General features: G+C 60.8%; 13 protein-coding genes. 12 read left to right on the top strand and 1 reads right to left on the bottom strand.

Annotation, left to right across the window (positions count from 1 at the left end; genetic code table 11):
* Positions 1–207 precede the first annotated feature (207 nt).
* The 12 genes from NKK47_RS23260 to NKK47_RS23205 all read left to right on the top strand — a co-directional run bounded on the left by NKK47_RS23260 (position 208) and on the right by NKK47_RS23205 (position 23367).
* The gene (locus NKK47_RS23260; RefSeq protein ID WP_352578369.1) at positions 208–648 is read left to right on the top strand and encodes a hypothetical protein; all 441 of its coding nucleotides are present in this window, start codon (positions 208–210) and stop codon (positions 646–648) included.
* Positions 649–1076: 428 nt separating this feature from the next.
* Positions 1077–2297, top strand: coding sequence for an acyl-CoA dehydrogenase family protein (locus NKK47_RS23255; RefSeq protein ID WP_352578368.1), 1221 nt, complete (start codon positions 1077–1079; stop codon positions 2295–2297).
* 61 nt (positions 2298–2358) lie between these two features.
* Positions 2359–3162, top strand: a complete 804-nt coding sequence (locus tag NKK47_RS23250) for an enoyl-CoA hydratase-related protein (RefSeq protein ID WP_352578367.1) — start codon at positions 2359–2361, stop codon at positions 3160–3162.
* A gap of 41 nt (positions 3163–3203) precedes the next feature.
* Entirely contained in the window at positions 3204–4430 is a 1227-nt protein-coding gene (locus tag NKK47_RS23245; protein ID WP_352578366.1) for a CaiB/BaiF CoA transferase family protein, read from the top strand.
* A gap of 54 nt (positions 4431–4484) precedes the next feature.
* On the top strand, positions 4485–5270 hold the full coding sequence (locus NKK47_RS23240; RefSeq protein WP_352578365.1) for an enoyl-CoA hydratase: 786 nt from the start codon (positions 4485–4487) through the stop codon (positions 5268–5270).
* 69 nt (positions 5271–5339) lie between these two features.
* Positions 5340–6284 carry a 3-hydroxyacyl-CoA dehydrogenase gene (locus tag NKK47_RS23235; RefSeq protein ID WP_352578364.1) on the top strand — a complete coding sequence of 315 codons (945 nt, stop codon included), beginning with the start codon at positions 5340–5342 and terminating at the stop codon, positions 6282–6284.
* A gap of 2 nt (positions 6285–6286) precedes the next feature.
* Positions 6287–7267 (top strand): 3-hydroxyacyl-CoA dehydrogenase NAD-binding domain-containing protein, encoded by a 981-nt coding sequence (locus NKK47_RS23230; protein WP_352578363.1) that lies wholly within the window; start codon positions 6287–6289, stop codon positions 7265–7267.
* A 102-nt stretch (positions 7268–7369) separates the two neighbouring features.
* Positions 7370–9019 carry a fatty acid--CoA ligase gene (locus tag NKK47_RS23225; RefSeq protein ID WP_352578362.1) on the top strand — a complete coding sequence of 550 codons (1650 nt, stop codon included), beginning with the start codon at positions 7370–7372 and terminating at the stop codon, positions 9017–9019.
* Positions 9020–9304: 285 nt separating this feature from the next.
* Entirely contained in the window at positions 9305–9859 is a 555-nt protein-coding gene (locus NKK47_RS23220; protein WP_352578361.1) for a helix-turn-helix domain-containing protein, read from the top strand.
* A 753-nt stretch (positions 9860–10612) separates the two neighbouring features.
* Positions 10613–13474 (top strand): ATP-binding protein, encoded by a 2862-nt coding sequence (locus tag NKK47_RS23215; protein ID WP_352578360.1) that lies wholly within the window; start codon positions 10613–10615, stop codon positions 13472–13474.
* Positions 13475–14332: 858 nt separating this feature from the next.
* On the top strand, positions 14333–17848 hold the full coding sequence (locus NKK47_RS23210; RefSeq protein WP_352578359.1) for a PAS domain-containing sensor histidine kinase: 3516 nt from the start codon (positions 14333–14335) through the stop codon (positions 17846–17848).
* Complete coding sequence (locus tag NKK47_RS23205; protein WP_352578358.1) at positions 17845–23367, top strand: trifunctional serine/threonine-protein kinase/ATP-binding protein/sensor histidine kinase; 5523 nt, start codon at positions 17845–17847, stop codon at positions 23365–23367. Before NKK47_RS23210 ends, NKK47_RS23205 begins: the two co-directional genes overlap by 4 nt.
* Here NKK47_RS23205 and NKK47_RS23200 read toward each other — a convergent pair.
* The gene (locus tag NKK47_RS23200; RefSeq protein WP_352532602.1) at positions 23330–23722 is read right to left on the bottom strand and encodes a response regulator transcription factor; all 393 of its coding nucleotides are present in this window, start codon (positions 23720–23722) and stop codon (positions 23330–23332) included. The two genes, NKK47_RS23205 and NKK47_RS23200, sit on opposite strands and share 38 nt — an antisense overlap.
* Positions 23723–23929 lie beyond the last annotated feature (207 nt).

Below are 23929 nucleotides of genomic sequence, written 5' to 3'. Positions count from 1 at the left end.
GCTTGCGGGGGTTTGCGAGGGAGTCGCGCTACCGTGTGTTTGTCGAAATCAAGCGAATTGCTGGTCGCTATTCCTTGCCATTTGGCAGTCTTACTTGCCGCCGAGACAAACAAGCCGGCGCACGTCGATCAAATCCAGCGACGACCGGTCCCGATAAGCTCCTGCTGCAACCGATTGAAGTGCGAGGCAGCTGGCAGGAGCGCGGCAATGACCAAGAAACCCACGACCGACGATGGTTCTGATCGAGCGACGCTCAGGGAAGCCGCCAACCATCTGACGAATGGCCTGATTGATCAACTGCACGACATCCTCGAACACACCGCGCAGGAAAATCTGAGAAGCGCACGAGAATGCGGCCAGACGGCGCTCAATGTGATGCAGGCCGCGGCGGTGCTCAGGACGGTCCACGGCTATGCCTGCATGACATCCAGGCGGCTCCAGCAGATCGCGTCACTCATGCAGTTGGGGGAGGGGGCGGGTGACAGACCTGAGTACCTCGAATTCTGTGACCGCGAAGGCCCCGGCTGCGCGTGCGAGATAGTGTGCAGATACAAGCCGAAGCACCTTCGTACGGAGGGCGAGAAGGCATTCGCCGACGCCGAGCGACAGAGCCGTCAGTTCTTTCAGAACCAACCGCCGAATGGATAGCGCGAACCAAGCTCACGTTTCGAGCGTGAAAACATGGCCTTGCCGGCAAGCAAGCTCCGTCCGTGAGGGCCAGCCGTCTAACCGATGTGATTGTCGGAATTTACGGCACCCCGCCTCGCGACCTGACTACTTGGAGCGCGGACGCCATCGGCCGACATGGCGCGATGTCATCGGGATGTTGCCTTCATCCTCACTGCCAAACCGTGCTCCCGGGCGTTGCAAAGTCACTGGATCAACCTGATTTTTGATCCCGTTCGTGGGCGGCAGTTCACGCCGCGCCCACGTACAAATCAACGCTGGAGGCGCGCCAAATCGGGCACAGGCGTCCTACCCGCCGCAGAGTTCTCCAAGAAGAAGCCGCCGGCTGAAGCCATAGTCCTGCTGACATTTCATTCCGAGAGATCGGACAATCGAGCAGGAGAGCGAGAATGGCAGTGGCAATCGCAACCAAGGAAGACAAGCAGGCCAAGCCTTTGCCGGCGCCAAACAGCGACTTCTACCAGCTTGTCGATGTCCTGACCCCCGACGAATTGGCGGTGGTCAAGAAGGTGCGGGCCTACATGGAGAGCAAGGTCCAGCCGATTATCAACAAATACTGGTCCGACGATGCGTTTCCCTTCGAACTGCTGCCTTCGTTCAAGGAGCTGGGACTCGGAGGCCTTGGATACGAGGGCTATGGCTGCGCCGGCGGCAGCCAGAAGCTGTTCGGCTTTGTCGCAATGGAGCTGGCACGTGTCGACGCTTCGTTCTGCACCTTCTTCGGCGTGCACAGCGGCCTGGCCATGGGCTCGATCTATCTCGACGGCTCTGAGGAGCAGAAGCAGAAGTGGTTGCCGCCGATGGCGCGCTGGGAAAAGATCGGCTGCTTCGGCCTTACCGAGCCACTGGTCGGTTCGGGCACGAGCGGAGGGCTGACTACGACTGCCAAGCGCGAGGGCGACACTTGGGTGCTCAACGGGCAGAAGCGCTGGATCGGCAACGCGACGTGGTGCGACGTTTCGATCATCTGGGCGCGTGACCTCACCGACAATCAGGTGAAAGGCTTCATCGTCGAGAACAAGACGACGCCGGGATTCAGCGTCGAGAAGATCGAGCACAAGATCGCGCTCAAGGTCGTCCAGAACGGCGTGATTACACTGAAGGACGTCCGCGTGTCGGAAGCCAACCGCCTGCAGGGCGGCAACTCGTTCCGAGATACCGCGCGCGTGTTGCGGATGACGCGATACATGGTCGGCTGGGCATCGACCGGCATCCAGATGGGCGCGTTCGAAGCAACACTGAAATATACGCAGGAGCGTCTGCAGTTCGGCAAGCCGATCGCTTCATTCCAAATGGTGCAGGATATCCTCGCCAAGATGCTCGCCAACCTGACCGCGTGCCAGTGCCTGATGGTCCGCCTGGCGCAGATGGATGACGAAGGCAAGCTTGCCGACCATCACGCCTCGCTGGCCAAGGCGTTCTGCACGGCAAAGTCACGCGAGACGGTTGCATGGGGGCGTGAACTGCTCGGCGGTAACGGCATCGTCGCCGACTACAATGTCGCGCGCTTCTTCAACGACGCCGAAGCTCTCTACTCATACGAAGGCACCTACCAGATGCAGAATCTGATCGTCGGCAAAGCCATTACCGGCCTCGGCGCATTCGTGTGAGCAGCGGCGAGCCAGGGTCGCTCCCCCCACCCTGGCTCGCCCCCTGAACAGGAGATTCATCATGGCCGTGGAAACGGCGGGCCTGGCGCTCGCAAACGTGCTCTATGCGAAGAAGGGCAGCATTGCCTACGTCACCGTCAATCGCCCAAAGGTCCTCAACGCGCTCAACACGCCGACATGGTCGGATTTGAGAAAGGCCTTCGAGGACGCTCGCGACGATGCCACGATACGCGGCGTCATTCTGACGGGTGCCGGCGACAAGGCTTTCATCGCGGGCGCCGACATCAGCGAGCTCGCGCAGGTATCGGCATTCGAGGCTGAACAGTCCAGTCGCTTCGGGCAAGGGGTACTGGACCTCGTCGAGAATCTTGGCAAGCCGGTGATCGCGGCCGTGAACGGATTTGCGCTCGGCGGCGGCTGTGAGACGGCGATGGCCTGTACCATCAGGATCGCGGTGGAAACGGCGCGGTTCGGCCAGCCGGAAGTCGCACTGGGCCTGGTGCCCGGTGGTGGCGGAACGCAGCGACTGCCACGGCTCGTCGGCAAGGGCCGCGCCCTTCAGCTCATCCTCTCGGGCGAGATGATCACGGCGCAGGAGGCGTATCGAATCGGGCTGGTCAACGAGATTGTTCCGGCCGCCGAGTTGATCACACGCGCCGAGGCCGTCCTGCACAAGATCGCCTCCAACGCTCCGATTGCCATCAGGTTCGCGCTCGAGGCGGCGAACAAGGGGATGGAGACGAGCCAGGGCGAAGGCCTGCTGCTCGAGGCCTCCTACTTCGGGCTCTGCGCCGCAACCGAGGACAAGAAGGAGGGCACGGCCGCCTTCCTCGAGAAGCGCGCGCCACAGTTTCGTGGGCGCTGAAGACATCCGACGTACACGGCAATTCAGAAAGGACAGCCCATATGGCAACCGACAACATTTTCGCCGGACTGAAGGTGGTGGACCTGGCCAGCTTCATCGCGGGGCCAGCCGCCGCGGTGATCCTGTCCGACTTCGGCGCCGACGTCATCAAGGTCGAGCCGCCAACCGGCGACACGTGGCGGATTGGATACAAGGTTCCGCCGCAGCCGCGATCAAAAGACAACTATCCATGGCATCTCAACAATCGCAACAAGCGCGGATTGGCGCTCGATCTGAAGTCGCCCGAAGCGAGTGACGTTCTGCGGCGGCTGGTCGAGTGGGCGGACGTCCTGATCGTCAATACGCCGCATCCGGCTCGCGAAAAACTCAAGCTCGGCTATGACGATGTCGCGGCGTGGAATCCACGTCTGATCTATGCGGACGTCACCGGCTATGGCGACAACGGGCCTGACGCCCAGCTCCCGGGATTCGACCTCACGGCGTACTGGGCCCGAAGCGGCCTGCTGTCGCTGACGCGAGATGCGGGTGCTCCGCCGACGTTCCCGGTCACCGGCAGTGGTGACCATGCAACGGCGGTCAGCCTTTATTCGGCAATTGTCACCGCACTCTACCGGCGCGAACGCACCGGAAAGGGCTCGTACGTCACCACCTCGTTGCTCGCCGCTGGCGTCTGGGCTTCTGCGGTCATGGCACAGGCCGCGCTTGCCGACGCCACGTTCTTCCCCTTGCATGATCGCGCCAATCCGCCGAACGCGACCTTGAATGTCTATCGGGCGGCCGACGAGACATGGTTCTTGATCGTGCTGACACCCGACAAATGGCCGGCTCTGGCCAACGGAATAGGCCGTCCGGACCTCTTGACGGATGCCCTGTTTGCCGACCCTGCAAAGCAGGCCGCGAATTCAGGGCAGCTCACCGCGATCCTGGATCAGACGTTTGCCGCGCAGCCAATGGCGCATTGGCGCGAAGTCTTTGAGCACGCCCATCTCACCTTTGGCGTGGTGCAGGCGCCCGCCGAGGTGATCAAGGATCCGCAGCTCAGGGCGAATGACATCGTCGTGCCACTCGATGGCGCCGGTGGGAACCTCAAATTCACGATTGGCAGCCCCCTGCAGGTGCATGGCGTCGCCAAGGCTCCGGCCCGACGCGCGCCAGAACTCGGCGAACACAGCGAGGAAATCCTCGAGCAGCTCGGCTTCGACATCAGCGATATAGACGCTCTGCGCACCAGCGGCACGGTTCCGAAGGCACCGGGACGCGCCGCCTAGAGCGAGGTTCGCACCATACCGAGGTAGACGATCATTGGACGGAAATTGAAGACGATGGATGACATAGTTACGGAGCGATCCGAAGGCATACTTCGCGTTGAACTCAACCGGCCGGAAAAGAAGAACGCGCTGACTTCGAGCATGTACGCGAAGCTCGCTGATATCTTCAATGAGGCGGGCAAAGACGACAGCGTACGTGTCGTGCTTTGGCACGGAGCAGGAGATGCATTCAGCGCCGGCAACGATATTCAGGACTTTCTGAAGAATCCTCCGGGCCGGGGAGAATCCCCCCAGGCCCGACTCATGAATGCGCTGGTCGATTTCGACAAACCGATCGTTGCGGCCGTGCGCGGCGCCGCGATCGGTAGCGGAACCACCGTGCTGTTGCACTGCGACTTCGTCTATGCGGGCGAAAGCACCAGATTTCAGATGCCCTTCATCAACCTGGCTGTGGTGCCGGAATTTGGGTCGAGTTACGCCGTTCCGGCTACGATCGGGCACATTCGCGCGGCCGAGCTGATTCTGCTGGGATCGCCGTTCGATGCCAGGCACGCCGCGGAATTGGGATTCGTCACGCAGGTCGTGCTCGATGAGAACCTACTGCCGGTGGCGACCGAAACGGCGCGGAAGCTGGCAGCGAAACCGGCTGGTGCGCTGCAAGCGTCCAAGCGACTTTTGAAGCGCTCCTCTCGTGAACAGATCAAGGCAGCGATGCAGGCTGAGAACGAGGCATTCAGCGCGCATGTTCGCTCCGAGGAGGCGAAGGAAGCACTGACGGCCTTCCTGGAAAAGCGCCCGCCTGACTTCACCAAAACCAGCAATCCTGCAGCGGCCGCGTAGAGCCGTTGGCGACGATCGAATGTGCAGGATGCCGCACTTCGGCATCGAGGCCCGTGAAAGGAGAGAGCTATGAATGAGGCTTTCGCGACGAAGTCGAAACCAACATCGGACCGCAAGGACGCGGTTGGCCGACTGTTCGTTCTCGAGCTGAGTGGTGACCGTATCCACTCGATGAGCCCGGACGGTTCTGACCGGAAGGTCATCGTCACCGATTGTCATCTGCCCGACGGCATCGTGGTCGATGTCGAGGCCGGCCATATCTACTGGACGAATATGGGGGTGCCCAACCTCAATGACGGTTCCATCGAGCGTGCCGACCTCGATGGTAGCAATCGCAAGGTCATCGTCCCCCAGGGCATCACACACACGCCAAAACAGCTTCACCTGGAGAAGCGGAGCGGCAAGCTCTACTGGTGCGACCGCGAGGGCATGCGGGTGATGCGCGCAAATCTCAACGGCACGAATGTCGAGACGCTGGTCCAGACGGGCGAGGGCGAAGACGATAGCCGCGACGCCACCAAATGGTGCGTCGGTATCACGGTCGATCCCGTGCGTGGGCAAATCTACTGGACGCAGAAGGGTCCGGACAATGCCGGCCTCGGCTGCATCTTCCGGGCGGGCATCGAGGTACCCAAGGGCGAGGATGCCGCCAGTCGAACGGACATTGAAACATGGTTCGACGACCTGCCCGAACCGATCGACCTCGAGCTCGACCTCGAAAGCCGCTTTCTTTACTGGACGGATCGCGGCAATCCGCCGGCCGGCAATACCGTCAATCGTGCCTCGATCGATGCGCCGGCCAGGAATGGATACGCATCGGAGCCCGTCGTCAGCGATCTGATGGAAGGCATCGGTATCGCGCTCGACGTTGCCGGCGATCGGATGTTCGTCACCGACCTCGGTGGCTCGGTCTATACCGCAAAGCTCGATGGCTCCGAGAAGCGTACGTTTCTCTTCGCCCAAGGCAATCTGTCCGGCGTCGCATACGCCGAAATTCCCTCGAAGGAGAAATGACCATGGCTGGCAGCAAGCAAATCTCTCAGGTCGCCATTATCGGTACGGGTGTCATCGGCGCCAGCTGGGCGGCACAATTCCTGGCAAAGGGCCTCGATGTCGTTGCGACAGATATCGCCCCCGATGCCGAAGCCTCATTGAGACGCTTTATCGACGCGGCCTGGCCCGCGCTCGACAGGCTGGGTCTTGCTCCGGGCGCCTCTCCAATGCGGCTGGCATTTACCGCCGACATGTCGGAGGCCGTCAAGGGAGCCGATCTCGTCCAGGAGAACGGACCGGAGCGGATCGACTTCAAGAAAAAGCTGTACGGCCAACTCGACGAACTGCTGCCATCCGATGTGATCATCGCCTCGAGTTCATCGGGCCTGACAATGAGCGAGATCCAGTCCGGTTGCCCGTTCCATCCCGAGCGCTGCGTCATAGCGCATCCGTTCAATCCGCCGCATCTGGTCCCGCTGGTCGAGATCGTCGGCGGCGCGAAGACGTCCGAAGAGACCATCCGGCGCGCTTCGGAATTCTATACGGCTCTGGGCAAGAAAACGGTCCGCCTGCACAAGGAAGTGCCGGGGCATGTCGCCAATCGGCTGCAAGCTGCCCTTGCCCGGGAGGTGTACTATCTGGTTAGCGAGGGCGTCGTCAGCGTCGCCGACGTCGACACTGCGGTCTCCTGGGGACCTGGACTGCGCTGGGGCATCATGGGCCAGGTCCTCCTCAATCACCTCGGTGGCGGCCAAGGCGGCATGGAGCATTTCCTGAAGCAATTCACCGGTCCGATGACGGCCTGGTGGAAGGTCCTGGGTTCGCCGGAACTGACACCGGAGCTTCAGCAGAAGCTCATCGATGGCGTTCGCGCCGAGGTGGGCGCGCGGTCGATCGACGACCTGGCCGCGGAGCGGGACGAGGTTCTTCTTGGACTTCTGGAATTGCGGAACAAGGCGGTTGAGGAAGCGGCGCAGCCGAGAAAAGCCGATCGCGTCGCCTAGAAACGAGGCGGGTCAAAATGAGACCCGTCGTCATCAACGCCACTTGGCCGGCGTCCTCGCCATCGAGCAGCTGACGCGTGACATATCCCCGAGGACGCCGCCATGGCCGGAAGACCTATAGAAGTCACCAAGTCCGCATATCAGTATCCGCTGCTCATCAAGCAGCTTTGGCATACCCCCCTGCTGCAGGCGCTCGATCAGGAGATCGTCTATCGTGACCTGAGACGCTTCACCTACCGCGAGTTGCGCGAGCGCATTGGGCGGCTCGCGTACAGCCTCGACAGGCTTGGTGTCCGCGCCGGCGACACGGTCGGTGTGCTCGACTGGGACAGCAACCGGTTCCTGGAGGCCTACTTTGCCGTTCCAATGATGGGAGCTGTCTTGCAGACAGTGAACGTCCGTCTGCCGCCGGAACAGATCGCCTATACGATCAATCACGCGGGCTCGTCGGTGCTTCTCGTCAACGACGACTTCGTCCCGGTTCTGGAAGACATCAAGCAGCAATTGCCCAAGGTGAAGACCTTGGTCCTGATGTCGGATCGGGCGGTTCCCCAAACAGGCGGGCTTTCGTTCGCCGGCGAATATGAGGATCTGCTGCTCGGCGCTTCACCCGACTACAGCTTCCCGGACTTCGACGAGAACACCCTTGCCACCACCTTTTATACGAGCGGGACAACGGGTTCGCCGAAGGGTGTCTACTTCAGCCATCGTCAACTGGTTCTGCATTCACTCGCCGAAATGGCTTTCCTGGGTAGCGCCGCAAAACAAGGCCGGTTTTGCCGCGACGACGTCTATATGCCGATCACCCCGATGTTCCACGTGCACGCCTGGGGCTTTCCGTGGACGGCGACGCTTTCCGGCGTCAAGCAGGTGTATCCTGGGCGCTACGATCCCGCTTTTCTCCTCAAGCTGATCAAAACCGAGGGCGTGACCTTCACGCATGGCGTGCCGACGATCCTGCAGATGCTGCTCGGCGCCGCCACGGCGGCAAACACCGATCTCGCCGGCCTGAAGATGGTGATTGGAGGTTCCGAACTGCCGAAGGGGCTTGCCAAACAGGCGCTTGCGCTGGGCGTCGATGTCTTTGCCGGCTACGGCATGTCGGAGAGCGCACCGCTGCTTTGTCTGGCGCAGGTGAAATCCGCAGACCTCACGGGCGACGAGAAGGAGATCGATATCCGAACCAAGGCCGGCATGCCCGCGCCACTGGTCGATATCCGTTTGGTCGGCACGGACCGCAGCGAACTGCCTCATGACGGAAAAACGCCTGGCGAAATCGTCGTGCGCGCGCCGTGGCTCACGCAGGGCTATGTCGACAACGCCGAAGCGTCCGAGCAGTTGTGGGCGGGCGGCTATCTGCACACCGGCGACATCGGCGTCATCGAGCCTGGCGGATACGTTCGGATCATCGACCGCATCAAGGATGTCATAAAAACCGGCGGCGAATGGGTGTCATCGCTCCAGATCGAAGATCTCATGTCGCAGTGCAAGGGTGTATCGGAAGCCGCCGTCATCGGCGTCAAGGATGACAAATGGGGAGAGCGGCCGCTGGCGCTCGTCGTCAGGGACGCCCACGCAGGTGACGATCTCAGCGACATGCAGATAAAGGCGCATCTGAAAGCCTTCGCCGATGCCGGGGTGATTTCGAAATTCGGAATCCCCGACAAGATCCTGTTTGTCGATGCGCTCCCCAGGACGAGCGTCGGAAAGTTCGACAAAAAGAAGCTCAGAGAGAGGTACGGCCAACGCTAGCTCATAACCGCGCCAGGGATGCCCAAGGGCGCCCGCTTCAATCCTCAGCGCGGGTTAGGCTCGCCTTGCCCGCCTTGCTGTGGAATAGACATGCCGGAGCATGCCATCAAATCAGAGATGTAAGCCCACCTGTGGCCGACCACAACAAAGCTGGCGCTTTGGAACGCAGCGGCAGCCGCAGCGTAAAACGATTAACATTTCAGAACGCCTCTTAACAAGCCAGCCAAGGCCTTTCGGATCATCTTCTCCCGCATACGACTTCGGAGCGTTTGTCGAGGGTTCGATATGGATAGGCCGTACAGCGATGTGGCAGATGTTTCGTCGTCAACCGATCTCGAGTTTGGCTCCCTTGCAAACAGCCTCGTGCTGCTCCTTGAAGCAGCCAAGAGCGAACTAGAACATGACCAGGAGGCGGCAAAGACATCTCTGGCCGTCGCGTCATCCATCCTCCTGTCGGAGATCGAGCGCCGTTCAGGCGCCACGGGTTCCAGAATGGGCGGATTGGCGGGTTGGCAGATAGCGCGTGTCCGATCGTTCATCGACCGGAACCTGCACCGAACCATTCACGCGAATGACCTCAGTGCTGTTGCACGGCGGAGCACGGCGCACTTCTCACGTTCGTTCAAACAGGCATTCGGAGAACCGCCGCACGCCTACATCGTAAGGCGGCGGCTCGAGGTAGCCTGTCACCTGATGCTGACCAGCTCAGCTTCGCTGAGCGAAATTGCTCTGAGCGTCGGGTTTTCCGACCAGGCACATTTGTCCAAGCTCTTCAGGCACGCGTTTGGCCAAAGCCCGGCTTACTGGCGGCGCGAACGTGAGACCCTCTGGCGCCGTTGACTTCCATGCGCGCGGCGCAGTAGCACGGGCCAGATCGGAAAAGCCTATACCGCAACCGGGCCGGGCGGATCTGCGTGTTTGCCCGGCAACCGCGTCTGAAAGCACCTGCGCACCGATTGGCATGTCGTCCCGACAGCAGCGCCGCCGAGCAGGGAGCTCTGAGCTTGGGTCCCGTTTGGAATTGTCGGTGCGCCTCACTCCGACACATTGACGCGCTGCGCAAGCGGACGCTCTTCGGTTGATGCCCTGACGGAGTGGTCTGTGCTAACGATTCTCCGGTAGTGCATCCACCGCCTTGGGCAAACGCTCGACAACTGAACAGTTGCTCACTTATCCTCCACTCGGTGCAGCATATTGAAAAATGCCCGCGCGCGCCAAGCTCTCTAGCCGGCTTAGATGCTAAATGGATTATGTGCCGCAGCACTGCGACGATTCCGGATTGACGCAAACCCATAGTTGTGAGTAATTGCTCATTTGCTAAGCAAGTGCTCACATCACGTGCACGGTCGCGGCAGATGCCAGCTTCCACGCTGCCAGATGCATTGTCCATGTTCTGAAAGGAGCTGCACCATGTCGAACGAGACCGAGCACTATCTTTTGCGTGGCATCTGGGCCGATGGCTCACGCTTCAACGAGGGTTCCCTGCCTTTCAAGGTAGTGGCCTGGTACGGTTTTGATTGACACTCATGGGCTAGGCGCCTGTTGCGCCAGACGGACGACGAGTCTAACGCCCAGGTCTTGGTGGGGCCAATCATGGCGATTGAGCAGCAAGGCTCAGCGAGCGTAGCCAAGGTTCTGTTCGGTCCATTCGAGCTGAACCTGAGTGAGCGCTCTCTCAAAAAGGCGGACGAAGTCGTTCCGCTCGGAGCGAGAGCATTTGACGTTCTTGTAAGCCTCATCGACCGAGCCGGCGAGGTTGTCGGCAAGAGCGAGCTGATTGCCAAGGCATGGCCGGACGTCACTGTCGAGGAAGGCAGTCTGCGTGTTCATTTGTCCGCGCTGCGCAAGGCGCTAGGCGACGGGCAGTTCGGTCGCAAATACATCATAAACGTGCACGGGCGCGGCTACTCCTTTGTTGCACCTGTCGCGCGTCAGCGAGCCGAGGACCAGCAGACGAACTCACTTGCCCCGGGTTCGAACCTGCCAGCTTCGCTCGTCGCGATGATCGGTCGTGACGACGTCGTTCTCCAAATCCGCACCCGTCTCCGGGCGGAGCGCCTGATCACAATTCTAGGCGCAGGCGGCATCGGGAAGACCACGGTCGCCTCGGCCGTCGGACATGCTGCCACGGCTGACTTCTCGGGCGCGGTCTTCTTCCTTGATCTCTCAGTGCTTAGGAGCAAGGACCAGGTCGTCGCGGCCATGGCTTCCACGATGGGGCTGGCTGGGCGCGGCGACCCCGAAGCGGCAGTGTTGGAGTATCTGCGCTCCAGAAGGGCTCTCCTTATCCTGGACAGCTGCGAGCACCTCATCGAGCAAGCCGCAGAGATCGCCGATCGCATATGTCAATGTGGGCCGAACGTCTGCTTGCTGGCTACCAGCAGGGAGGCGTTGCAGACCGCAGGCGAGCACGTGTTCCGACTTCAGCCGTTGGATTGTCCGCCCGAGCAATCTGGACAGACTGTCGTTGAGATTCTGTCCTATCCGGCTACACGGCTGTTCATGGACCGGGTCAGCGCGCGGGGTGTTGAACTTGCGCTCGGCGCGGACGATGTGCCCTTTGTGGCCGAGATATGCCGCAGGCTCGACGGCATCCCGCTGGCGATCGAACTCGCCGCCGGGAGGGTCGCAGTCTTCGGCGTACGCAATACTGCGGCGAGACTGACTTCACACCTTGACCTGCTGAAGCTCGGTCGACGAACAGCAAGCCCACGGCATCAGACGCTGAGAGCGACGTTGGACTGGAGCCACGACCTCCTCTCTGACGTCGAACGCGCTGTTTTGCGGCGCATGGCGATCTTCACGGGGCGCTACGCGCTGGAGGCGGCGTTGGCTGTCGCGGAGCAAGAAGGCACTGGCCAGTCAGACATCGCTGACGCGGTGGGCAGTCTCGTTGAGAAGTCGCTGATCGAAGCCAGCATCGACTCGCAAGGAGCGTCCTATCGACTGCTCGACACAACGCGTTCCTATGCTTTGGAAAAGCTAATCGCGAGCGGTGAGCACGACTCGATTGCGACCCGGCACGCGAACCATTCAATCCAGATGCTAGAGGCCAATAGCACCGCCTCGAAGGATACGCAGCTCATGAAGGACTATCTCGGAAATGTCCGAGCCGCCCTCGAGTGGAGCTTCGGTCCTGGCGGAAGCGACGAATTGGCCATCAGGCTGGCGGCGGCTGCCGGGCCGTTGTTTCTGGCCATGTCGCTTCTGACCGAATGCCGAGAGTGGATGGCGATAGCCGTCAAGCGGTTGGACGTCGCGAATTTGGGCACTAGGCGAGAAATGATCATTCAGTCGGCACTCGCCAGCTGTCTGATGTTCACCGGCGGCATGACTGATGAGTCGTACGCTGCTTGGGCAAAGTCGCGCCTGCTTGCCGCCAGCCTCAAGGATATGGAGCATGAGCTGGTCTCTCTGCTCGTCCTTTGGGCACACCAAGTGCGCCTTCCGAACTACGCAGAAGCGACCAAACTTGCGGATTGCCATGGTGATATGGCGGGGCGGATTGGCGATCGAGGTGCCATCGCAACGGCCAATTACATGCGCGCGGTAACCTACCATCACACGGGACGACTGTCGGAGGCCGAAGGCCACTTCGAACTTTCGCTGCATCACGATGATGAAACATCGAGACAGGCCATGATTGAGCGATTTGGCTATGATCGCAGAGTGGACGCCATGGCCGTCTTGGCCAATCTGAAGTGGTTGCGCGGTCGTCCCGACCATGCGCGGCGGCTCAATCGGACGGCCATCGCCGAGGCGCGCCAATTCGACCAGGCTGTGCCGCTCTGCGTGGCGCTCACCTGGGCAAGCTTCAGCATGTATTTGACGAGTCCGGATGACCACGAGACCCTGTCACTCGTCGACGAGCTTGTCGAGGTCGCAGGAAAACACGGCGTGCAGAGCTACCATGGTTTCGGGCTCAGCATGCAGGGGCTCTGCAGAATGCGGCAGGGAGCAACCGATGTTGCCTCGGGACTGCTCTACACCGGTTTGGAGAAACTCTCGGCATCTCGCTACGGAGTTTTCAACGGAATCTTCCAAGCGGAATTCGCGAGGTTGCTCGCCGCGACTGGCCGCGCACGGCAAGGACTTGAGATGTTCGAACGTGCACAAATTCGGCTTGATGTGAACGAATGGTACACCCCCGAATTGAACCGCATCAGGGGCGAACTGGCTTTGAGCAATGATGAAGGGCTCGCGGCGTCCAGGGAGTACTTTTTACGTTCATTCGAGTTGTCCGCTCGACAAGGGAGTCTGTCGTGGACCCTCAGGGCCGCCACAAGTCTCGCTCTAGCGGAATGGTCGGTTGCCGAACTGGAGGGTGCGCAGAGGACGTTGCGGGCAACCTGTGCAAAGTTTCCCAAAGGACTCGACACGTTCGACCTCAGGTTGGCTGAGCAGGTCCTAAGCGGGTCATATGGGCGTGATCACGTTACCCAGGCGATGCGGTAACGGGCTCGTGCTGGTAAAGGCCCATTGGTCGATGTCCGTTTGGTCGACACCGACCGCAACGAAGTACCTAACGACGGAAAAAACGCCTGGCGAAATCGTCGTGCGCGCGCGGTGGCTCACGCAGAGATATGTCGACAACGCCGAAGCGTTCGCCGTAGAGCGCCGCCGCATTTTACCGCAATCCGCTTTCCTCCATATGCGAGGGCGACTATCTGGCTCGCCTTTCTCTTTGCGATAGAGTGCGCAGAAACAACCAAATCGCAGCACGCCGATGCAAGCGACGGGCATCCTTCCCGGCTAGGCTTCTCGCTAATATACCAATAGCGGACAGGCGTCTTTGTGGGCCGTCTTTCCGCCAAGGGCTTGGAAATGCTGAAGGGTTTTGCGTCCCGCTGTCTCCGCTGAGGTTTGCCGCATTGACATGCCGCCGTCATGGCATTTCGCGGGTGACGTCCCGGCGGTCAGGTTCCGGAGTGACCCGGAACTATCGGCCAATTGTGAGGCGGGGTATTCTTTCGCAACTCCCCGCAGGCACGGACGGCAAGCCAGCGTGGATGAACTGGTTCGCAGCATTTCGGATTTGCCCCTCATCACAAACATATATGGATTGGCGAGGGCGAACTCGCCTGTCTCGGGCGCATTCGCATAATCTTGCAGATACCGGCCTTGCAGAGCGTCTGTCCCGGAGGATGAGGCGAGTCTCGCGGAAAGTTTCGGCAATCGTCCGACCAAGGCGAGGGGATATGGTCCGTCTCTAGCGCAGGGGGTAAGATGCCCGCGCCACCTTTGCCGGGTCGTCAGCGATCCTCTGCGACATGGCGTCTCCGACAAAGGCAGGTCCAGATCTGGAGGCCGGCCATGGAGCGACGTGTGTCAAAGGACGGTAACGGAGGCGAGGAGGCACTTTTCAGCGGCGAGCAAGAGCTTCGCTTATTGGTGGAAACGATCCCGACGTTGGTGTGGCGGGCTGAGCCCGAGGGTAATATCGAATACGTCAACAAGCGTGTGCTTGACTATTTTGGCGCGCCGCTTGGCGAAATCACTGGCTGGGGATGGGCGGAAAGAATCCATCCGGAGGACGTCGCCTTCAAGGTGAGCAGCTGGCTCGAAAATCTCGAAACGGAAAGTCCTCACGATGTCGTCTGCAGATTTCGCGGAGCCGACGGCCAATATCGCTGGTTCAATGTACGCGGAGCACCCCTGAAGGCCAGCGATGGGCGTGTGCTGCGCTGGTACGGCGTCCTGGTCGACATCGATGAAGCAAAGAAGGCAGAAGACCGGCTACGTCGCAGCGAAGCCCATCTGGCCGAAGCGCAGAGCCTGAGCCGCACCGGTTCCACGATCTATAGCGAGACCACGCTTCTCTATTGGTCGGAAGAGACTTACCGCATCTATGGGTTTGATCCGGCATTGGGCATTCCGAGCTTTGAAGCCGTGTTGGAACGGGTCCACCTCGACGACCGGGACCGGGTGCTCGCTGCGGCTGAGCGTGCGTACACCGAGAAAAGAGGCTATTCGATCGCGTACAGAATCATACTGCCCGATGGAACGGTCAAACACCTGGAATCAATCGGCCGTCCTGTTTTTTCTTCGAACGGAAGGATTGTCGAGTTTTTCTGCACAAACATGGATGTGACGGAACGCAAGCGGGCCGAAGAGGCCCTGCGGGAAAGCGAACACAAGCTCCGTCAGATCTTCGAAACGGTACCAAGCCTGCTGTGGTCAGCGGACCCCGCCGGCGAACCGACCCAGCTCAATCAGCGCCTGTTGGATTACAGCGGCATGCGACTTGAGGACTTCAGGCATGGCGGTTGGGAGACCTTCCTGCACCCCGACGATTTCCCAGAAACCGCAAAGGCTTTCCAGCACGCAATTCAGACCGGAACGTCGTACCAGGCTGTGAACCGTCTGCGTCGAGCGGACGGCGAGTTTCGTTGGCACCATACGCGTGGTGAGCCTCTGCGCGACCAGCAGGGGCGCATTGTCCAGTGGTACGGCGTGTCTGTCGACATCGATGAAGCCAAGAAGGCCGAAGACCGGCTGCGCCGCAGCGAAGCCCATCTGGCCGAAGCACAGAGGCTCAGTCACAGCGGTGCGACGGCCGCCAACAAATCGAAGGTCCTCTATTTTTCGGAGGAGGCTTACCGCATCTGGGGGTTTGATCCGACGCTGGGTATTCCGAGCTTTGAAATGATGGCCGAACGGCTTCACCCAGACGACCGGGATCGGGTACTTGCAGGGGTTCAGCTCGCATTCACAGAGAAAAGAGGCTACTCGCACGAGTACCGAATCCTACTGCCCGATGGCACGGTCAAACACATCGAATCAATCGGGGAACCTGTGTTGTCCGCAAGCGGGGAGCTTTTCGAGCTCGTCGCCACGCAGATCGATGTCACGGAGGGCAAGCGGGCTGAAAAGGCTCTTCGGGAAAGCGAATACAAGCTCCGTCAAATCTTCGAAACAGTACCAGGTCTCCTCTGGTCATTGGACCCCGCCGGCGAACCGACCCAACTCAATCAGCGCCTGTTGGACTATAGCGGCATGCGATTTGAGGAGTTCAAGCAGCGTGGTTGGGAGGCCTTCGTGCACCCTGACGACCTTCCACAAACTGCAAGCGCTTTCCAACACGCAATTCAGACCGGAACTTCATACCAGGCTGTGAACCGTCTGCGTCGGGCGGACGGCGAGTTTCGTTGGCACCATGCTCGTGGTGAGCCCCTGCGCAATCGACAGGGACGCATTATCCAATGGTATGGCCTGTCTGTCGACATTGATGGAGCCAAGAAGGCTGAAGAGCGGCTACGCCGCAGCGAAGCCTATCTGGCGGAAGCACAGAGGCTGAGTCACAGCGGTGTGTCGGCCTTCAACGAGACGAAGATTCTCTATGGGTCGGAGGAGACTTACCGCATCTGGGGGTTTGATCCGGCGCAGGGGGTTCCGAGCCGCGAAGCCGTGTTCCAACGAATCCACCCAAGCGACCGCGACCGGCTGAACGCAGAGGTTCAGCGCGCGGTGGGCGAGAAGAGAGGCTACTCGATCGGGTACAGAATCGTACTGCCCGATGGAACGGTCAAACACCTCGAAGTAATCGGCCAAACTGTGTTCTCCGCGAGCGGGGAACTTGTCGAGATTGTCACCACACAGATCGACGTGACAGAACGCAAGCGCGCCTCGGAAGCATTGCAGGAGAGCCAAGCGAAATTCCGCGACTACGCCGAAAGTGCCTCCGATTGGTTTTGGGAAATCGGCCCGGACTACAAGTTCACGCTGCTGACCGAGAATGCATTTGGTTCAGACTCGGCTGATCGAATTGGCACGGCGTGCTGGGATGGCGCTCTCGATCTCGAAACGGAGCCGGAGAAATGGCGGCTTCTCCAGGCAACTCTCGATTCCCGTAAACCATTCCGTGACTTCGTATATCACTCCGCTCGCCGCCACGGCTCGTCCATCCATGTGAAGGCAACTGGCAAGCCAGTGTTTGACGCCGAGGGAGAATTCCGTGGCTATCGCGGCACCGGCACCGACGTGACAGCACTCATGCGCGCGCAGGAGGAGCATGAGAGGCTGCGCCAGCTGGAGTCGGATCTTGCACACATGAACCGCCTGAGCGTAATGGGAGAACTGACCGCCTCGCTGGCACACGAAATCACGCAACCGATTGCGGCGGCGCGCAACAACGCCCGTGCGGCCATGCACTTTCTGGACAGAAATCCACCGGATCTGGGCGAAATCCGAGAAGCGCTCGCCAGCATCGTCGACGATGCCGACCGAGCCGGAGACATCATCGACCGTATCCGTGATCACATCAAGAAAGCGCCTCCTCGAAAGTCTCGTCTCGACCTGAACGAGGCGATCGACGAAGTGATTGGGTTGGCGCAAAGCGCGATCACCACGAATGGAGTCTCGGTCCGAACCCGCCTCGCGGAGGGGCTGTATCCCGTCGAGGGGGATCGTGTTCAACTGCAGCAAGTCGTGCTGAACCTGATCCTGAACGCTGTCGAAGCCATGAGTACGCTCCAGGCCGAGCCACGGGAGATGTCGATCAGCACCGAGCAAACGCAGACCGGTGGCGTTCTCGTGTCTGTGCGCGATTCAGGTCCGGGCATTGATCCGGATAATCTCGATCGAGTTTTCGAGGCTTTCTACACCACGAAGTCAAATGGCGTCGGGATGGGACTGTCGATCTCCCAGTCGATCATCGAAGCCCACGGGGGCCGGCTGTGGGCAGACATGAATGCATCGGGTGGGGCCGCACTTCGGTTCTTCTTGCCCGGCGCGGGCAAGGCACTCACGAATTCTCGTCGCTCGGCCGCCCAGACTGGAGAGCCTCACGAAGACGCCGTGATGGCGACATCAAAGAGGCCCGCGACGTGACGACTCCGTCCGGACATGCACCTGAGACCGTTTGGGAGGACGGGGAGTTCGTCCTGTCCCGTGGCCTGTGGGATGGCGAATCCTTGCCGCTCCTCGCAGCCATGCCCTCATCGGCGCAGCCCTCGCCAGAAACCCTTGCGCGGCTGCAGCACGCCTATGCCCTGAGGGATGAGCTCGACCCTGTCTGGGCGGCCCGACCCTTGAGGCTGGAGCTTCACCAGGGGCGGCTTACGCTCTTCAGCGAGGACCCCGGCGGCGAGCATCTGTTGCGGCTCCTGGAGCGGCCCTGGGAGATTACAGCGTTTCTACGCCTCGCCATCGGCGCGGCTACAGCGCTTGGTCAGCTTCACCAGCACGGCCTCATCCATAAAGACGTCAAGCCGGCGAATATGCTGGTGAATCCCGTCACCGGCCAGGTATGGCTCATGGGCTTTGGCATCGCCTCGCGTCTGCCACGCGAGCGCCAGGCCCCCGCGCCGCCGGAGGTGATCGCCGGCACACTCGCCTACATGGCGCCCGAGCAGACCGGCCGGATGAACCGCTCGATCGACGCTCGCAGCGATCTCTATTCGCTCGGCGTCACGTTTTACGAGATGCTCACCGGGACATTGCCGTTCACAGCCTCCGATCCCATGGAATGGATCCACTGCCACATTGCCCGCCAACCGCCACCGCCCGACGAGCGGGTCGCGGGCATCCCGGGGCCGGTCTCGGTGATGGTGATGAAGCTTCTCGCCAAGACGGCCGAAGACCGCTACCAGACCGCCGCGGGGCTCTCGGTCGATCTGCGCAAGTGCCTGGCGGAATGGCAGTCGCATCGTCGCATAGAGCCGTTTCCGCTCGGCATTTGCGACGTGTCGGACCGACTGATGACGCCGGAGACGCTTTACGGCCGGGAGCATGAGCTCGGGACGCTGCTTGGCGCCTTCGACCGGGTCGTGGCGAATGGCGCAACAGAGCTCGTGCTCGTGTCCGGGTACGCCGGCATCGGCAAGTCTTCGGTGGTGAACGAACTCCAGAAGGCGCTCGTCCCGCCGCGGGGCCTGTTTGCGTCGGGCAAGTTCGACCAGTACAAACGAGACATTCCGTATGCCACCCTGGCGCAAGCCTTCCGGAGCCTCGTGCGGCCCGTTCTGGGCGAGAGCGAAGCTGAGCTTGGCCGTTGGCGAGACTCCCTGAGCGAGGCGCTCGGCCCCAACGGCCAGCTCATCGTCAATCTCATTCCCGAATTGGAGCTCGTGATCGGGAAACAATCGCCGGTCGCGGACTTGCCTCCACAGGATGCAGAGAACCGCTTCCAGATGGTTTTCCGGCGCTTCCTCAGCCTGTTCGCGCGGGCGGAGCACCCACTGGCGCTGTTCCTCGATGATTTGCAATGGCTGGATGCCGCGACGCTCGACCTCCTCGAGCATCTGGTCACCCATACGGAAGTACGGCATCTGCTGCTGGTGGGGGCTTACAGGGACAACGAAGTCGGCCCGGCGCATCCGCTCATACGAACGCTCGGCGGGATACGCGAGGCGGGAGCAAGAGTCGAGGAGATCGTGCTGACCCCTCTTGGACTGGACGATATTGGGCGACTCGTCACCGACGCTTTGCATTGCGAGCCGGAGCGCGCGCGGCCCCTGGCGCAACTGGTGCACAAGAAAACCAGCGGCAATCCGTTCTTCGCGATCCAGTTCCTTACGGCGCTGAACGAAGACGGGCTTCTCGTTTTCGATCCCGTCGCTCCAGCCTGGCGATGGGACATCGATCGCATCCGCGCCAGGAGTTACACCGACAACGTCGCAGATCTGCTCATCGAAAAGATGAGGCGGCTCTCCGTCCCCGCCCAGGAAGCGATGAAACAGCTCGCCTGCGTTGGTAATGTCGCCGACGTCGCCACTCTGACTCTGGTTTACGAGGAAACGGAGGAGGCGATGCACGCAGCGCTCTGGGAGGCCGTCTGCGCCGGGCTCATCCTCCGATCGGGCAGCACCTACACATTTCTCCACGACCGTATCCAAGAGGCTGCTTATGCGCTCATCGCCGAAGGCGAGCGTGCTATGGCGCATCTTCGGATTGGCCGATTGCTCGCGGCGCAGACCACGTCGGAAGAGCTGGAAGACAGCATCTTCGACATCGTCAACCAGTTCGACCGCGGCGCGGCGCTGATTACCGCGCCGGAGGAGCGCGAGCAGGTCGCCGAGCTCAACCTCATGGCGGGCAAACGTGCCAAAGCGGCAACCGCTTATGCCTCAGCGCTGCAGTATTTTGCCGCCGGCCGCGCTCTGGTGGCGGAGGACGAATGGGAACGGTGCTACCGGCTCACGTTCGACCTCGAACTCAACTGGGCTGAGTGCGAGTATCTATCCGGGGAGTTGGCCTCAGCGGAAGAACGTCTCTCGGTGGTGTCAACGCGCGCACGGACAACTGTTGACTCTGCTGCCGTCACCTGTGTGCGTATCAACCTCTACACGAACTTGGACCAGAGCGGCAGCGCCGTGGCCGTCGGCCTGGACTATCTCCAGCGGGTTGACGCCCAGTGGTCGCGGCACGCGACGGCGGAAGACGTCCGCCAGTCCTATGATCGATTGTGGCAGCGGCTCGGGTCTGGCTCGATCGAAGCACTGCTTGACCTGCCGCTGATGAGCGATCCGGATCGGCGCGCAACCATGGACGTGCTCACGGTGCTCACGTCGCCGGCCTTGTTCACCGACTTGAATCTTTTTCGCCTCGTCGTCGGTCGGATGGCGGCCCTCAGCTTGGAACATGGCAACAGCGACGGATCATGCCTCGCCTATGCGTGGCTGGGCGGTATCCTCGGCACGTACTTCGGAGATTACCGGGCAGGGTTTCGCTTCGGCAGGCTTGGTTTGGATCTGGTCGAGAAGCGTGGGCTCGATCGCCTCAGTGCCCGCGTCTATCTGGTCTTCGCTGTCCACGTCGCGCACTGGACGCAGCAGTTGACGATCTGCCGCGTCTTCCTGCGACGCGCCTTCGACGCGGCGCAGAATGCCGGCGACCTTACTTATGCGGCATATAGCTGCATCGACGTGATCACGAATCGTTTCGCCTCTGGAGATCCGCTGGGTGAGGTCGAGCGAGAGGCCGAGAATGGGCTCGAATTCGCGCGGAAGGTGCGGTTCGGTCTGGCCGGCGACTGCATCACCGGGCAACTCAGGCTCGTCCGGATGCTCCGTGGTCTGACACCAGAGTTTACCTCGTTCAATGATGCGGAGTTCGACGAGGGCCGCTTCGAGCAACGTCTGGAGAACAATCCCGGGTTGGCCATTGGCGCGTGCTGGTATTGGATTCGCAAGCTGCAAGCGTGCGTCTACGCCGGCGACGGCGCATCTGCAGTCGCGGCTGCATCGAAGGTTGCGCCGCTGCTTTGGACGGCGCCGACGCAATTCGAGTTGGCTGAATACCATTTCTACGGGGCACTTGCTCGGGCGGCGCGTTGCGATACGACCTCAGCCGAGGAGCGGCAACAGCATCTGGAGGCGTTGGTAGCTCACGACAAGCAGATTGCGCTTTGGGCGAAGAACTGTTCGGAAACCTTCGCAAACCGCGCGGCACTGATAGGCGCAGAGATTGCACGCCTGGAAGGGCGCGAACTGGATGCGATGCGCCTCTACGAAGAGGCCATCAGGCTGGCTCGCGAGCACGGCTTCATCCAGAACGAGGGCTTGGCGCACGAGCTCGCCGCGCGGTTTTGCACGGCGCGCGGCTTGGAGACGATAGCTCACGCCTATCTGCGGAACGCAAGGTACTGCTATCTCCAATGGGGCGCGCTCGGCAAGGTCAAGCAACTCGAAGAACGCTACCCGCACTTGCAGGAGGAAAGGGTCCCGACCTCACGCGCCGCGACCATTGGCACGCCCGTCGCGCAAATGGACGTCGAGACGGCGATCAAGGCTTCGCAGGCCGTGTCTGGTGAGATTGTCCTCGAAAATTTGATTAAAACACTCATGGTGATCGCGGTTGAGCACGCGGGCGCTGAACGGGGCCTCCTGATCCTGCCGCGGGGTGATCAGTTATGGGTCGAGGCGGAGGCGATCACCGGTCGAGAGGATGTGACCGTGCGTCTGTTGAACGGCGCCCACACGACTGCCGGGCTGCCGGATTCGCTCGTTCGCTATGTAATGCGCACCCAGGAAACCGTAATTCTCGATGACGTATCATCGCAGAATCCATTTTCTGCCGATCTCTACATCGTTCAGCGTCCCTCCCGTTCCATTCTTTGTTTGCCATTGATCAACCAGGCCAAACTCATCGGTATTCTCTATCTTGAAAACAATCTGACGCGATACGTTTTCACTCCCGACCGCGTCACGGTCTTGAAGGTAATTGCGTCGCAAGCAGCAATCTCGCTCGTGAATTCGCGGCTTTATCGCGATCTCGAAGATCGCGAAGGGAAGATTCGGCGCCTGGTCGACTCCAACATCATCGGCGTCTTCGTCGGGGACTTCGATGGTCGGATTCTCGAGACCAACGACGCGTTTCTGCGGATCGTCGGATACGATCGCGAGGACCTCGCGGCGGGCCGCATCAACTGGAAGGATCTGACCCCCCCGGATTGGCGCGAGCGCGACGCACAATGGATCGAAGAGCACAAACGGACTGGAGTGCGGCTGCCGATCGAGCAGGAATACTTCCGGAAAGACGGCAGCCGCGTCCCCATTCTGCTGGGCTCGGCGACCTTCCAAGAGGGAGGAAACCAATCTGTCGCTTTCGTGCTCGATTTGACCGAGCGCAGGCGGGCGGAAGAGGCGCTCCGTGAATTGGAGTCAGATCTCGCCCACATGAGCCGCCTGAGCGTAATGGGGGAACTAACCGCCTCGCTGGCTCACGAAATCATGCACCCGATTGCCGCGTCGCGAAACAATGCCCTTGCGGCCCTCAATTTTCTAGGCAAGCAACCGCCAGACCTGGACGAAGTCAGGGACGCGCTTCACTCTATCGTGGGTGATGCCGATCGAGCCGGAGATATCGTCGACCGCATCCGTGATCACATCAAGAAAGCGCCTCCCCGAAAGTCCCGTTTCGATCTGAACGCGGCGATCAACGAGGTGCTTGTATTGACGCGAAGCGCATTCGCCAAGAATCGAGTCTCGGTCCAGACTCGCCTTGCGGAGGCACTGTTTCCCGTCGAGGGGGATCGTGTTCAACTGCAACAGGTCGTGCTGAACCTGATTCTGAACGCCGTCGAAGCCATGAGCACGGTCGAAGCGGGGCCACGGGAGTTGTCGATCAGCACCGAGCAAACGCAGACCGCTGGCGTTCTCGTGTCCGTGCACGATTCTGGGCCGGGCATTGATCCGGACCATATTGAGCGCGTTTTCGACGCTTTCTACACGACGAAGTCCAGCGGAGTGGGGATGGGACTGTCAATCTCCCGGTCGATCATCAAGGCCCATGGGGGCCGGCTGTGGGCCGACATGAATGCATCACATGGTGCCGTACTTCGGTTCTCCTTGCCCGGCGCAGGCAAGGAACTCACGACTTCTCGTCGCTCGGCCGACCGGACTGGATAGCCTCACCGAGACACCGTATCAGATGCCGCTCATCAAACGGCTTACGAAGGTAACAAACGACCCCATCGTTCAATGCGCGGGCCTGGTCAAGGTCGTTGGGATAGGCCGTAACGAGGATCGTTGGAATCGCATAGCCCGCCTCGATGAGATGGTCATAGAGCTCGAGTCCGGTCATCGCCGGCATATTGACGTCAGCGATCAGGCAGGCGGTTTCGGCGAGACGAGGCGATGCAAGGAAATCGCCTGCCGACGGGAAGGCCGCGACGTCGTAGCCAAGCGATCTCATGAGCCTCCTCATGGATTCGCGAAAGAACTGATCGTCCTCAACGACCGAGATCAACGACGCCACCGGCATATGTGCTCCGGAAGTGCGCACAAACTGCGACGCAGGCGCTCCGACAACGCCACCGTACCCGCCTGCGATGGGTCAGCCTGCGCCCAAGAGTGAGGCTGGAGCAATACCGGTGTTCGTAAACTTTGGCTTATGCCAGGACGCGAATTCCGCAGTTGCGCGGCAGGGGGGCCACCAAGCGGATGGTAGAGCGCATAAACTTTCGTTTAC

The organism is Mesorhizobium sp. M0019 (assembly GCF_040323975.1).
Lineage (GTDB): Bacteria > Pseudomonadota > Alphaproteobacteria > Rhizobiales > Rhizobiaceae > Mesorhizobium.
This window is presented reverse-complemented; position numbering and strand designations above follow the sequence as displayed.